General features: G+C 48.2%; 11 protein-coding genes and 1 riboswitch. Of the genes, 1 reads left to right on the top strand and 10 read right to left on the bottom strand.

Annotated elements, in window-relative coordinates:
- Positions 1 to 57, bottom strand: a riboswitch (cyclic di-GMP riboswitch). This riboswitch is flagged as partial in the annotation.
- Between the two features lie 295 nt (positions 58 to 352).
- Complete coding sequence (locus JW883_03800; protein MBN1841393.1) at positions 353 to 1738, bottom strand: sigma-54-dependent Fis family transcriptional regulator; 1386 nt, start codon at positions 1736 to 1738, stop codon at positions 353 to 355.
- Between the two features lie 630 nt (positions 1739 to 2368).
- Positions 2369 to 2674 (bottom strand): hypothetical protein, encoded by a 306-nt coding sequence (locus JW883_03795; protein MBN1841392.1) that lies wholly within the window; start codon positions 2672 to 2674, stop codon positions 2369 to 2371.
- A gap of 1436 nt (positions 2675 to 4110) precedes the next feature.
- On the opposite strand from JW883_03795, the gene JW883_03790 reads away from it, so the two are divergent.
- Entirely contained in the window at positions 4111 to 4455 is a 345-nt protein-coding gene (locus JW883_03790) for a transposase (protein ID MBN1841391.1), read from the top strand.
- Between the two features lie 430 nt (positions 4456 to 4885).
- Here JW883_03790 and JW883_03785 read toward each other — a convergent pair whose 3' ends face one another.
- The 8 genes from JW883_03785 to JW883_03750 all read right to left on the bottom strand — a co-directional run bounded on the left by JW883_03785 (position 4886) and on the right by JW883_03750 (position 12471).
- Entirely contained in the window at positions 4886 to 5449 is a 564-nt protein-coding gene (locus JW883_03785) for a helix-hairpin-helix domain-containing protein (protein MBN1841390.1), read from the bottom strand.
- Positions 5450 to 5517: 68 nt separating this feature from the next.
- Positions 5518 to 6735: an aspartate kinase gene (locus JW883_03780; protein ID MBN1841389.1), complete on the bottom strand. Its 1218-nt coding sequence runs from the start codon at positions 6733 to 6735 to the stop codon at positions 5518 to 5520.
- A 58-nt stretch (positions 6736 to 6793) separates the two neighbouring features.
- Positions 6794 to 7270, bottom strand: a complete 477-nt coding sequence (gene tsaE, locus JW883_03775) for a tRNA (adenosine(37)-N6)-threonylcarbamoyltransferase complex ATPase subunit type 1 TsaE (GenBank protein MBN1841388.1) — start codon at positions 7268 to 7270, stop codon at positions 6794 to 6796.
- A 13-nt stretch (positions 7271 to 7283) separates the two neighbouring features.
- Positions 7284 to 7661: a holo-ACP synthase gene (locus tag JW883_03770; protein MBN1841387.1), complete on the bottom strand. Its 378-nt coding sequence runs from the start codon at positions 7659 to 7661 to the stop codon at positions 7284 to 7286.
- 276 nt (positions 7662 to 7937) lie between these two features.
- Positions 7938 to 8657 carry a pyridoxine 5'-phosphate synthase gene (locus JW883_03765; protein ID MBN1841386.1) on the bottom strand — a complete coding sequence of 240 codons (720 nt, stop codon included), beginning with the start codon at positions 8655 to 8657 and terminating at the stop codon, positions 7938 to 7940.
- 104 nt (positions 8658 to 8761) lie between these two features.
- A complete protein-coding gene (gene ybeY, locus JW883_03760) occupies positions 8762 to 9154 on the bottom strand; it encodes an rRNA maturation RNase YbeY (GenBank protein MBN1841385.1) in 393 nt (130 codons plus the stop codon).
- The gene (locus JW883_03755; GenBank protein MBN1841384.1) at positions 9108 to 11543 is read right to left on the bottom strand and encodes an HDIG domain-containing protein; all 2436 of its coding nucleotides are present in this window, start codon (positions 11541 to 11543) and stop codon (positions 9108 to 9110) included. The genes ybeY and JW883_03755 overlap by 47 nt, the downstream gene beginning before the upstream one ends.
- The gene (locus tag JW883_03750) at positions 11500 to 12471 is read right to left on the bottom strand and encodes a PhoH family protein (GenBank protein ID MBN1841383.1); all 972 of its coding nucleotides are present in this window, start codon (positions 12469 to 12471) and stop codon (positions 11500 to 11502) included. The genes JW883_03755 and JW883_03750 overlap by 44 nt, the downstream gene beginning before the upstream one ends.
- Between the last annotated feature and the right edge of the window lie 207 nt (positions 12472 to 12678).

Here is a 12678-nt window from a genome sequence, read left to right as displayed (position 1 = left end):
TCCGGCGGACCAGTGGCTTTGCGTCCCACCCTTGCGAGTGGTTTGCCTTTTTCGAACATCTGACTATGGTCTTGTTCAAAGAACGTGCTCAAGCAATCATTTGCTGACAGAATCAATGTGCAACACATGTGCCAGAGAAGAAATGGAAATTAACTCTTGTAGAAAAACGCGGATATGCTGAAATATCAATTGGTTAACAGTGGGTGAAAATCGAATTACAGCTCTCTTGTGCGGCAATTGGAATTCAGGGGATGGAATTATGCCTATGACAAGGATTTGAATTTCAATAACGTAATTAGTATGATTTCAATCCTGAATATTCTGTCAAAAAAACCTCCTTGAAAGACTGATATCATTTGTTTTTTCGCCAGCGCTGGTGGGTAATGCCAAGCTTCCTTATCTTGTAGTTCAGGGCTCGGGGACTGATGCCAAGGCGTTCAGCAGCATCCTTCTGGATCCAAAGGCTTTCCTCCAAGGCCTTTAGTATGAATTCCTTCTCATGTTCTTGCAAAGGATGTGCTGTTGAAGATGGCTCTTCTGTCACAGTGGTTTCGGCTTGTGCCTGTGGTGAGGTGATCGGCTTGAGGAGAGATATGTTTTCTTCCCGGATCGTGTCTGTTTCTTCAAGTATGACTGCCCGTTCAATCGTGTTGGCAATTTGTCGGATGTTTCCGGGCCAGGTATAAGCTTCAAACATCTTGATAACAGCATGAGAGAAGCCCTTGATTTCCTTTCTCAATGAACGACAGCTTTTTTCAAGAAGGTAATGTGCAAGGGGTTCAATACAAGCCCTTCGTTGTCGAAGAGAAGGAAGATGCACGGTCAGTACATTCACACGATAATAGAAGTCTTCCCGGAATTTTCCGGCTTCCACTTGTTCTTCCAGAACCCTGTTCGTGGCTGTGATGACCCTTACGTCAGAATGGATCGTCCGGTTTCCTCCCACACGCTCAAAGGATTTCTCATCTAACACGCGCAACAGCTTTGCCTGAAGATCTAAACTCGTTTCACCGATTTCATCCAGAAACGCGGTCCCGCCATTTGCCTGTTCAAATCTCCCAACACGAGTCTTGTTGGCGCCTGTAAATGACCCTTTTTCGTGGCCGAACAACTCGCTTTCAAGCAAAGTTTCCGGAATATTGGTGCAGTTGATCTTTATGAAGGGCTTTTTTCGTCTGTGACTATTGAAATGGATTGCTCCGGAAAGAAAACTCTTTCCTGTGCCTGTTTCTCCTGTAACCAATATGGTTGCGTCAGTCTCAGAAAATTTTTTCAGCGTAGATACTACCTGCTTCATGGCCGTACTACGCGCAATGATCCGATCAAAACTGTAAATGACATCTTGTTCGCGTCTCAGATAATCAATTTCATTTTTCAGGCTACGGTTTTCAAGTGCTTGTTCAAGCACCAGCTTGATTCTTTCCTGCGAGTAGGGCTTGGGAATAAACTCAAAGGCTCCCTCTTTGACTGCCCTTACAATCAATTCCGCATTTTCATTTTCGCTTGTAACAATGACTGGAGTGTGGGGAGCTGCTGACTTCAGTCGGCCCAGGAGGGCAAAAGGGTTTTCTTGCTCGATCTGGAGGTCCAGAATAATCGCGTCGCTATGTTCCTGTCCCAGTTTCCCGGAAACATCCGTTCCATCGGGCCAGTAGCTGAGCTTGTGAGGAGGCGAAAAAGCCCTTGAAAGCAAGGTCATCCAATTCTGGCTTTCCTCAATGATAAGTATATTGCTCATTTAGTTTGCTAGAAATTCGCATCTGCAGCGGAAAAAGGTCCTTGAAGCTCTTATTGCTTCTATTTTTCTCTTAATTGGCATACATTGCAATGTGAGTCAAGATTGATCCAATAGATTTTTGCAAAAATAACGCCCGAGTCACGGTGTGTGCGATGAAATTGACGCCGAGATTATCCGAAAAGATAAAAACACAATTGTGTCGCTCCTGACATGGCACAGAACAACAGGCAGATTCCAAAAAGACAGGAAAACACGAGCAACCCCAAATCCACAAGAGCCCTTTTCAGCGCCTGAGTCTCGTCTGACGGGTTGTGAAGAGAGTTGAGGAATCCGTGTTCATTCATCGGATCGGCATTGGCGCTGCGTGGCAATTGAGACAGCATCAGAAGGGGGTTGTAATTCCCAGAAAGTTAACGTTTCGATGGATATGGACAGTGTAGATAGCAAACCAGTTTATCCAACTGCAAATGAATGTTCCATAGTATTTGCAAAATGTCATCCATAAACTCGTGCCCAAGCCCATTTTGAGCTGGTACCTGCGAGCATAAAAGCATCTAAGGTTATGTCGAACATCCGTCGTCATTGTCTCTATCAATCTCCTGCGACTGTTGCGCGAATTTGTGGCCAAGTTTAGCCAAAGACCGCATAGACTGCCTGAGCCTCTACTGCGAATTTGATAGAGACGGCCGTGATCCCGAGCCCCACGCACACAAGCACCAAAACGGTGCGTTTAAGAAGCTTCATTTCTCTATGTCTGTTCGGATCTTCGTTGACGCAACGTTCCATGGCCGAGACGAACTTCCTGTCGAGCCTTTCCGTTATCCAATCAAGGGCCGTGTCGACGTCAGTGAAAAACCTCGAAAGACGTGGCCATGTGTTAAGGGCTCTCTCCTTTCCCTGATTTTCATCGTATGTGGTGCAAAGCTCGTAAGGCATTTTCTATCCCTCCTTTGATCCGCTTATTGATGCTTCACGCCATCAATCCGAACCGTTTGCGAAGCAAGGAGAGCAAGACCCGTGCCACCCCTTCTTGACCATGGCGCCGCCAGTATTCACGACCCGTAACATCCTGAAAAAAAAATACATACTACTAGATGGTGAGATTACGAAGATAAAGGATTCTCCATGTAAATAGCCATTTCAATTACGATAATGAAATTGTAAGGGACGAATTTGAATGTCCTATTCAACATCAGTCACGTGGGACATTGCAATATCTTCCTTTAGTGAAGAAATCTACAACTTCATGGGACTACCTGTTTACATGACCGTGCCCCGTTGTCTCTGCCCTAGTCCAGAGGACTAGGTTTTCCATGTTGGAATAAAAAAGGGCCGGGGGCCTCCTCAAGGTGGGTTGATGTATATATTTAGCTGTTCCCCGTTAAATGGTTGTTTTGGAAGGTGGAGGCCCTTCCGGCCATGGAAGTGTTATCGGCACGTGAGGAAGAAAACTTGAGGGATGCAAAGCCTGGGGACAGGGGCTAAAAGGAAGGGGCGGAACACGCTCCCACTGCATGTCCGCCCCCAGGAAGGAAAGGAGGAGTGTCATTCCTCTCTGGTCTTATCGGAACATTAGCGGAAAACTTGAAAGGCAAGGCCAACTATCCACAGAACGTACAGTAAATTTTTACGGCTCCATAGGTGGCCCAGATTGCAAAACACCAAGAAAACAATATCATGCCCAACCAGATCAAAACCATTCTCATACTTTGTTACTCCGGTGTGTGAAGTTCTAAGGGGGTAACTTCTCAATAAGTCCTGGTAATTCCCTGAAACTGTGATTTCGGGTCATTGCGAGGAGCGTTAGCGACGAACCAATCTAAGTGCTACCAAGGAGATTGCTTCGCTTATCTCGCAATGACGAGAACACTGACTTTTTGAGAAGTTACCTAAAGGGAAGGCAACTTACGAACCCCTTCGCACTTCTTTCAGCAAGTAACGTACCAAATGGCAGCGGTTTGCTATCCCTTGATTTTAAAGGCTTTTTTGAATGGATTCGGATCTGGGAGAATACCTTATGAAGGCAAAATCCTACGGGGAACCCGAACGGAGATTGAATGCTTGGGCTTAACTGCCTATTGATTATGATATTTCTGCATGAAGGCTATTTCCTGCATCAATATTGATGGACTCGTAAAAAGTCGAAAAACACCTCTTTCTGCCATTCCGGGCTCTCCGCCATAGGCTCTGGCCCGCAGGCGGGCGAAAGCCGGAATCCAGTTTATTCAGCTAGTTACAAAGGCTCTGGACTCCGGCTTTCACCGGAGTGACGACTTTTTGCGAGTTGATCAATATTTCACCCAAGGAAATCCTTATCAAGACCCTCCACACCCCAAAGTCATATTCCACGCAAGACCTACTAAAATCGGTTCTTGCGTGGCTTACCAACAATCCGTGGTAGGTGCTGTGATTCTAAAAAAGGTAAACCGCGTACCATAAATTCTGACGACAAAGAACCCTTACGACAAGAAATGCTTGAAAAGATGGAGCAGGAATCTTCAAAAGAAATATACCGCAAGCAAAAAAAAATTGTTGAACCTGTTTTTGGTCAAATAAAGAATAGTGACTTTAGAGGTTTTATTTTGCGAGGATACGAAAAAGGGGGCGGAGAATTTTCTCTGGTTTGCGCAGTTCACAACTTAAAGAAGATTGTAAAAACGATTTTCTGTGGAGAGGTATGCCTTGAAGCAGGAAAATTAGCCCAAATGGCTGTTTAAAAACGGGTGGCGTAGAAGCCTTTTGTCAAAAAACAGTCACTTTGCGGAAACCTGTAAGCATATACTCAAAACGAATCTAGCTCCATAGACATTTGGCCTCTATTTGCGACAGCTTAACAATAAGAGGTCTTTTTTATTCCCGCATTCTCGGACACGCACCTAGGGAAAAATGGGGATGCTTGGCGTGGTCTATTCGGGTCATTGCGAGGAGTCCCGCGGGTGGGACGACGAAGCAATCCGATCCGAAGGGTCGTCACGAACGAAGTGAAGTGATTTCCTTATTGACGAGGATTGCTTCGCCCGCATACTCGGGGCTCGCAACGGCTTCGCCGGATTGCTTCGTTTCGACCGCAATAACAAAACCCCGACCATATTGAGAACTTCCAACTAACTGATTTTCCAGCTTCAGCAACGGATATGATCGCCCTTCTTAGGAGGTACGGAATTCGCTGAGATCAATGTAATCTTGAAAACGCTTGATGTTCGCAGGTCCGACGCCTTTTACGCTTCTGAGATCATTCCACGTTCTGAAACAGCCGCGGGTCTCTCTGACCCCGACGATACGTTGAGCCAGGCCATGACTGATTCCCGGAATAAGGACCAGTTCGTCTGCCCCGGCTTGATCGAGGTCAACAGGAATTCCTAACACGATTCTTTCCCTCACGTTCATACGGGACAAGGTAAACCTATCTGCTTCTATGCGCATACCGGTCTCCATTTTTTCAGGCTGAGTCTCAAAAGGGACGGAACGGTCGCCCACGAGACCTCCTGCCCTTTGAATTGCCTCACATGGGGTTGGGGGATTGTTGAAGGTGTAGATGCCGGCCCTACGGACAGGCCCTGTGATCTCAACGGCGTATTGCTCGTGAGGTTGGGATTCAGATGTGGAACAGAAGGAGAAAGGGCCGTGAAGTGGCGTAAAAGGATTCAGGATGAGGACGGTTAGCCCGATGGCCAGCAAGATGATCTGTTGGGCCTTACTGAAGTTTCTCATTAGGGATTCAGGGATTCAGGAATTGAAGGAAATCCTTGAATTCCTCAATTCCCCAGTTCTTTAATCCTCTACGCTTCATGCAATCCGAAAGCGTTATGAAGCACTCGGACAGCCAGCTCCGTGTACTTTTCTTCTATCACACATGAGATCTTTATCTCAGAGGTACTGATCATCATAATATTGATATTCTCATTTGCAAGGGTTGAAAACATCTTGGCCGCCACGCCGGAATGGCTTCGCATGCCTACACCGATGACCGACACCTTTGCAATCTGTTCGTCGCCAAGGACCTCTTCTGCCCCGATAGCATGGGCTATCTCCTTCTGAATTGACATAGCCGTTTGGTAGTCATTCTTTGGTACCGTGAATGTGAGATCTGTGAGGCCGCTTTTCCGTGTATTCTGAATGATCATGTCTACGATAATGCCAGCCTCGGAAATACTGGTGAAAATCCGCGATGCAATGCCGGGCCGGTCAGGAACTCCAGTAAGAGTAATGCGTGCATCGTCCTTGCTGTACGAGATGCCTGATACCACCAGTCGTTCCATGTCCTTATCCTCTTCTACCACCATGGTGCCTTCCTCCTCGTTGAAAGAAGATCTGACGTGTATAGGGACATTAAATTTCTTGGCAAATTCAACTGCCCGGATCTGCAGTACCTTTGCACCCAGACTGGCCATCTCCAACATCTCGTCATAGGAGATCCTGTCCAGTTTTCTTGCGCGCTTGCAGATATTGGGGTCTGTAGTATAGACGCCAGCCACATCTGTGTAGATCTCACACACGTCGGCTTTCAGGGCGGCCGCCAGGGCGACGGCTGAAGTATCGGAGCCGCCGCGGCCCAATGTCGTGATATTTCCTTTTGCGTCACGGCCCTGGAAACCGGCAATTGCCACGATTTTTCTTTTGTTGATGAGATCCTTGATACGGTTCGCCTTTATGTCCAGAATCCGTGCGTGCCCGAAAGCCCGGTCAGTCACGATTTCTGCCTGGTAACCCAAGAGAGACTTGGACGGATACCCCATTGATTCTAACATGATGCAAAACAGGGAGACAGTTGTTTGTTCGCCGGTGGCCAGGAGAACGTCGAGTTCCTGTTTATTAGGATCGCTGGTAATTTCACGGGCCAGTTGAATGAGTCCATCTGTAACGCCTGCCATCGCTGAAAGGACTACAACGACCTCATTTCCGGCGCCGTAGATTTCGGAAACTCGATGAGCAACACTTCGTATTCGGTCAAGATCTGCAACCGACGTGCCGCCGTATTTCTGAACGATCAATGCCATGAAACAGTCCTTAGTGCCCAGTGTCTTAAGATCCGTTTATGGATGGGCCCTTAGCTATTTAGAAATTGACACATTTCTCTACCAAATCAGCGGCCCTTCGTCCATATCCCGCCAGATGGAGATCTCTGGTTTGATTGTTAACGATGTAAATCGACACGGAGAGGCGTTCATCGGGCAGGAAGTTCAGTAGCTTTTCAGCCCATTCAATAACCGTGACGCCATTTGAGCAAAGGATTTCTTCCAGGCCAATTTCTTCGAGTTCGCTCACGTGCTCCAGACGGTAGAGGTCAACATGATAAAGCCGGAGTCGCCCCGGATATTCGTTTATCAGTGAGTAGCTAGGGCTTGTGACACATAAGTTTTTTGGTACCCTGAGCCCCACTGCAATGCCCTGGGTAAGACAAGTTTTCCCGCTACCCAGTTCGCCACTGAGGGCGACAACTGAGCCACTTTTCAACTTTTGTCCCAGGAACGCTCCGAGACGGATGGTTTCCTCAGGAGAATGAGAGGTGATGCAATGCTGTTTACGTTTCAAAATTCCAGTACAATCACACCTCTAAAACCACGACCGCAACTGCATACCGGCCATCGTCCGACAGGCTCAAAAAACTTTTCTGAATGCCGTGCTGCTCATAGATCTCTTTAGCATTGTGATGCAGACCCAAATTGGGCCGTCCGTTGGTATCATGAATGACTTCGATCTGTCGAAAACTTAGTCCCTGGCGGAACCCTAAACCAAGGGCTTTTGCAAAAGCCTCTTTGGCGGCAAAACGAAGGGCAAATCGTGATGCCGGATAAACTCTCTTCTGGCAGTGCTCAATCTCGGACTGGGTGAAGACCCTCCTTACAAATCGGTCACCCCAGCGCTCCAAGGCCGCTTCGATGCGTGAAATCTGCACCATATCGATGCCGATGCCGTAGATCATTGTTGGTCAGTAATCAGTGGTGTCAAATGACGAATGCCGATGCCCGACACCGAATCCCCGATGCCCGATGCGACGTGTCGTGAAAGAGAGTCCTTGGAATATCCGGCATCATTTTCCAAACCAATGACTCATTTATTCGCCTTCGCCGGAATACCCTGCAGCGCACCGTCGCCCAAGCTATGGCGCGTCGGCGACTTGCTGCAGGGATGAAAGGCAAGGCGAACCTACGGCGCAATTTCGTTCTGATACCCCGTAGCTTGCTGCGGGGAGCTTCATTCACAATTCTTTAATCAACGCTATCATTTCCCTAACAGCCCGGTCCAGACCCACAATGACTGCACGCGAGATGATGCTGTGGCCAATGCTAAACTCGTCGATTCCAGATAGCCCCTTAAAGGCCTTGATTGTTTGGTATCCCAAGCCATGACCTGCATTAATGCCGAGTTTCAATTTCCGGCCAAGTTTGACACTGTCTACTATCTTATCAAAGGCCGCTGCACGTTTCTTTGGCCCTTGTGCGTCACAAAAGACCCCGGTATGAATCTCCACGAAATCGGCATTGATCCGACGGGCAATTTCGATCTGATCGGCATCCGGGTCAATGAATATGCTGACGGGAATGCCTTCCTTTTGAAGTATGTTGATGGCATCAGAAACCGCATCTTTGTGAAGATGAAGGTCAAGGCCGCCTTCGGTAGTCAGCTCTTCTCGCTTTTCCGGCACTAAGGTCACGAGCTCTGGTTTGATTTCCAGGGCAATGTCAATCATCTCGGACGTTGTGGCCATCTCCAGGATCAACTTGCTCGTGACCGTTTTGCGCAAGATTCGCACATCCCGGTCGCGTATATGTCGTCGATCTTCTCTTAGATGGACAACAACACCATCGGCGCCAGCCAGTTCCACGATTCCCGCGGCCATAACCGGATCAGGAATATTGATTTTTCGTGCTTCCCTGAGTGTGGCAACATGATCGACATTGACTGCTAGACCTGGCATTAATACGTGCCTCCTCTACGTCACGTTCAACGTTGAATGGTTAAATAATTGACTGGTTAAGTCGTTGCGTCATTGACTACTCAACCATTTGACCATTCAACGACTCAACGACTACTGCCTTGGAGCAATTCAAGCAATTGTTCCTCCTTGATCCTCATGGCTTCCGCTTGTTCCGACGTTTGTTCGTGATCAAATGCGAACAAATGCAAGATGCCGTGAATCAAGAGTTGATCAAACCTGGCTTCTGTCGTCATTCCCGCATTTAGTGCTTCGCGAGCTGCTGTGTCAGAAGAAATTACCACATCTCCGAGCAGGTTGGGGTTGACATTGTTAAAAGGGCCTTCTCGCATTGGAAAAGCAATGACATTGGTGGGGCCAGCCCGATCAAGGTATGTCTTGTTTAGCCCCTCCATTTCTTCGTCGCTTACAATAAGGATAGACAATTCCCCGTCAGGAGATCCTAAGGCATCTAGTATGATTTGCGCCTTGTTTTTTATCTCGTACTGGTCGATCCTGTGGTGATGTTGTCTGTCCTCTATCAAAATTCCCATCAGCTTTGTTAGTCGCGCTATCCGTTCTGGCTACACCATTACCATTGGGGTACTCGATTCGGTGATGGTAAATGCCGTTTAAGGTCATGTTAAAACTCTCAGCGATTCTATTGAGATCCTTTAGTGTCAACTCGCATTCATCTAACTGTCCGTCCAGAAGCACGCTATTGATTATTCGTTGCACCAGGCCCTTAAGTCGCGCCGGCGTCGGGTTTTCCAGGGTCCTTGAGCTAGCCTCCACTGCGTCTGCCAGCAGCACTAAGCCTGCCTCTTTCGTCTGGGGTTTTGGTCCTGAATACCTAAAATGCTCCACATTGACGGCGCCTTCACCCTTCAGTCTCTTTGCCTTTTCGTAAAAGAAAGTTATCAGGCTTGTCCCGTGATGCTGTTGTATGATATCGGCAATTGCATTTCCAAGCTTGTGACGCTTAGCCGTTTCAACACCATCTCTGACATGAGACGTCAGAATCAAGCTCGACATGGATGGAGCCAACTTGTCATGTCTATTCCTGCCGTATTTCTGATTCTCGATGAAATAAAGAGGCTTATTGATCTTGCCAATGTCGTGATAATAGCCGCTAACCCGGGCCAATAGTGGATTGGCGCCAATTGAGGCAGCAGCAGCCTCCCCCAGACTCCCTACAATTACGGAATGATGGTACGTTCCAGGGGCTTCAAGCATGAGCTTGCGTAGTATGGGGCGATCCATGTTGGCAAGCTCCAAGAGTTTGATGTCTGTCGTATAGGCAAAAGCCATCTCCGCCACAGGGGCAAATCCTGTAGTCAGAATGCCGGAAAACACTCCTCCCAAAAGGGCGAATGCCCAGTCCCAAACCAGCTTCACTTCAAGCCCGGAGCCTCTGAACAGGTAGATGGCAGTGACAACCACGGCGTTGACGAGACTTACCTTTAATCCAGCCTTGATCAGGATGCCCCGTTCTTTACAGTTACGTACGGCGTATGCTCCCACTGCCCCGCTCAGAAGAAAAAAAAGGAACATGTCAAACTGGTTTGAAAAAAGGAACGCGGTCGTGAATGCAGTTGCCAAGGCAAAGGGCAGGGCTACGCTCATTCCCATAAACAGACACACGGTCATTGCGCCTGAAGCTACGGGTATGGCGTAAAAGGCCGAAGTCGTTTCTGTGGAATAAGGAATGTTTCTTGCGATCCCTTGTACCAAATAGACTGATACTTCACCTAAGACAAATAGAATGACCAGCATGACACATAGAAAGACAATATCCTTGTTGCGAAGGGTTGCACTTGCGTCTGTTTTGAAATTAGTTGTATAGGAAATGACCAAGAATGAGATAAGGAGGAGCATAAACCCCATGCTGATCGTAAAAAGAGGCTTGCTTTTCATTTCAGATTCAAGGGCACGCAGTTTAGCCATATGCAGCGGGGATACCTTTTCTCCTTCCCGGACAAGCATCTCTCCTTTCTTGATTTGAGTCAGCACTGCCTTCACGTCGTTAACCGCTTGGTTTCTTCGCTCTTCAGTCTCGCCTCTGTTAAGGGTTAGGTTGGGCTGTATCAGACGTTGTGCCAGGTCTATCATGACGTTACGAACAGAATAGCTAAAATCCTTCAACAAGGTTCTTGCTGTGTTTGCCAGGGCAATCTTGGCCTCGTCCAGGCTGTAGAATTTCTGGAGATCCTTTACGAGGGACTCCTCCTTGGAGGATAGCCGGCGGACTGTGATACCTCTTTGGTCTTGTTGAAGTAAGAGTTGCTTGTTTCCTGCGATGCCATCTTGGAATACAGTGGCCAACAGCCGGCCGGTTTCTCGTGATATGGACTCAGCAAATTCTTTCTTTTCCAAGATCTCATAGGCCCCCTTGGTGACATGGACCCCCAGTATGTCTTGAAATGTCGGCTTTTCCTTCCATACAAGATCGTGACGTGAAAGAATCCGAGTCAGTTGTGTATCCTCTCCACCGCCTCGTGCCTTGACTGTGTTAGTGGCCGAGTCAATTTCCCCCGCATTTCCTTCCGGAGGCATCCGCATATACTCAAAAGCCTGTGCAATTCGCTCGTCCAGCTTGGACGCCACGGTGTCGTCAAAATCATAGACGGTCAGGACAGACAGAGCTGCCTCCTCCCGCTTCCTTTCCGTCGCCTCCTTATCTTCGATCAGAAATTCTTTCGGTGATTTGATGTCCTTTGTGGCCACGTCATCTATGCCATACTTGGGCGTGGCTTTCCAGAGACTGGGAAACAATAGAATGGCCATCAGAAGGGTCGTTCCCAACAAGATGAACCAGCGTATCTGGGCATGTTCGTTTATGGACTCAAGAAGAGCTTTGCTGGGCTTTTTTCTGTTCGAGATGATCATACGCCTTAATTATGTCGCGGACCAGTTGGTGTCGCACCACATCTTTTTCGGAAAAGAGTACAAAATCAATTCCTTTGATTCCCTGCAATATGTTCTTTGTCTCTACAAGACCAGAGACTTTGCCATCAGGCAGGTCGATCTGGGTTATGTCACCCGTGATAACCGCCTTAGAACTGAATCCAAGGCGTGTCAAGAACATTTTCATCTGTTCTGAGGTGGTGTTCTGGGCCTCATCCAGGATTACAAAGCAGTCGTTTAACGTTCGGCCTCTCATAAACGCCAGCGGAGCCACTTCTATAGCGCCTTGTTGGATCAATCGGGTGGCCTTCTCGTAACGCATCATGTCGTGCAGGGCGTCATAGAGCGGCCTCAGATACGGATTAACTTTTTCGTAAAGATCTCCTGGCAGAAAGCCAAGGCTCTCGCCAGCCTCAACAGCAGGACGCGTCAAGACAATGCGATTGACCTGGCCCTTTGTCAAAAACGATACCGCCATGGCCATGGCAAGATAGGTCTTGCCAGTTCCTGCAGGTCCTATACCAAAGACAATGTCAAACTTCCGCATGGCGTCAATGTATTTTTTTTGAACCAGGCCCTTGGGCGTAATGGGCCTTTTTTGGGATGTTATGTAGACCGTATCCAAAAAAATATCCTTCAGCCTGACGCCATCATCGCTGCTCAGGATACGGATAGCATAGTCAATATCACTGGGGTACAAAGGATACCCCTCCTCAACAATACCGTACAGATCCATAAGGAGTTTTTCGGCTAGTGCTGTGGGAATCGAATCCCCTGCAAGGTTGACTGTGTTGCCTCTGGCATGGATCTGTATGTCAAGGGCACCGGCGATCTGGCGGAGATGACGGCTCTGCTCTCCGAACAGACTCATTGCCATGAGATTGTCCTCAAACGTAATCTTGCGGTTCATTTCAGTTCAGGAAACCTTGTCCTAGCTTTGGGCTAGGTCGCCGACTTCACCAGCCTATTCCGCCGAAGTGGCAACGGCTACGAAGGCCGGGAAGTAGACTTTTCAGCCGTCGTAGCCAAGGCTACTATGGCGAAGTCGGCGGCTACGAGCTCTCCGCCCGCCTGCGGGCCGAAGCCTATGGCGGAGAGCCCGAAGGCTACGGCCCGC

This window comes from Deltaproteobacteria bacterium, assembly GCA_016930875.1.
Lineage (GTDB): Bacteria > Desulfobacterota > Desulfobacteria > Desulfobacterales.
This window is presented reverse-complemented; position numbering and strand designations above follow the sequence as displayed.

What these genes read in the sequence shown, in the direction of transcription:
- JW883_03795 (MBN1841392.1), bottom strand. Translation starts at nt 2,674, where the DNA reads ATGCCTTACGAGCTTTGCACCACATACGATGAAAATCAGGGAAAGGAG.
- JW883_03750 (MBN1841383.1), bottom strand. Translation starts at nt 12,471, where the DNA reads ATGAACCGCAAGATTACGTTTGAGGACAATCTCATGGCAATGAGTCTG.
- JW883_03800 (MBN1841393.1), bottom strand. Translation starts at nt 1,738, where the DNA reads ATGAGCAATATACTTATCATTGAGGAAAGCCAGAATTGGATGACCTTG.
- JW883_03765 (MBN1841386.1), bottom strand. Translation starts at nt 8,657, where the DNA reads ATGCCAGGTCTAGCAGTCAATGTCGATCATGTTGCCACACTCAGGGAA.
- JW883_03770 (MBN1841387.1), bottom strand. Translation starts at nt 7,661, where the DNA reads ATGATCTACGGCATCGGCATCGATATGGTGCAGATTTCACGCATCGAA.
- JW883_03780 (MBN1841389.1), bottom strand. Translation starts at nt 6,735, where the DNA reads ATGGCATTGATCGTTCAGAAATACGGCGGCACGTCGGTTGCAGATCTT.
- JW883_03785 (MBN1841390.1), bottom strand. Translation starts at nt 5,449, where the DNA reads ATGAGAAACTTCAGTAAGGCCCAACAGATCATCTTGCTGGCCATCGGG.
- JW883_03755 (MBN1841384.1), bottom strand. Translation starts at nt 11,543, where the DNA reads ATGATCATCTCGAACAGAAAAAAGCCCAGCAAAGCTCTTCTTGAGTCC.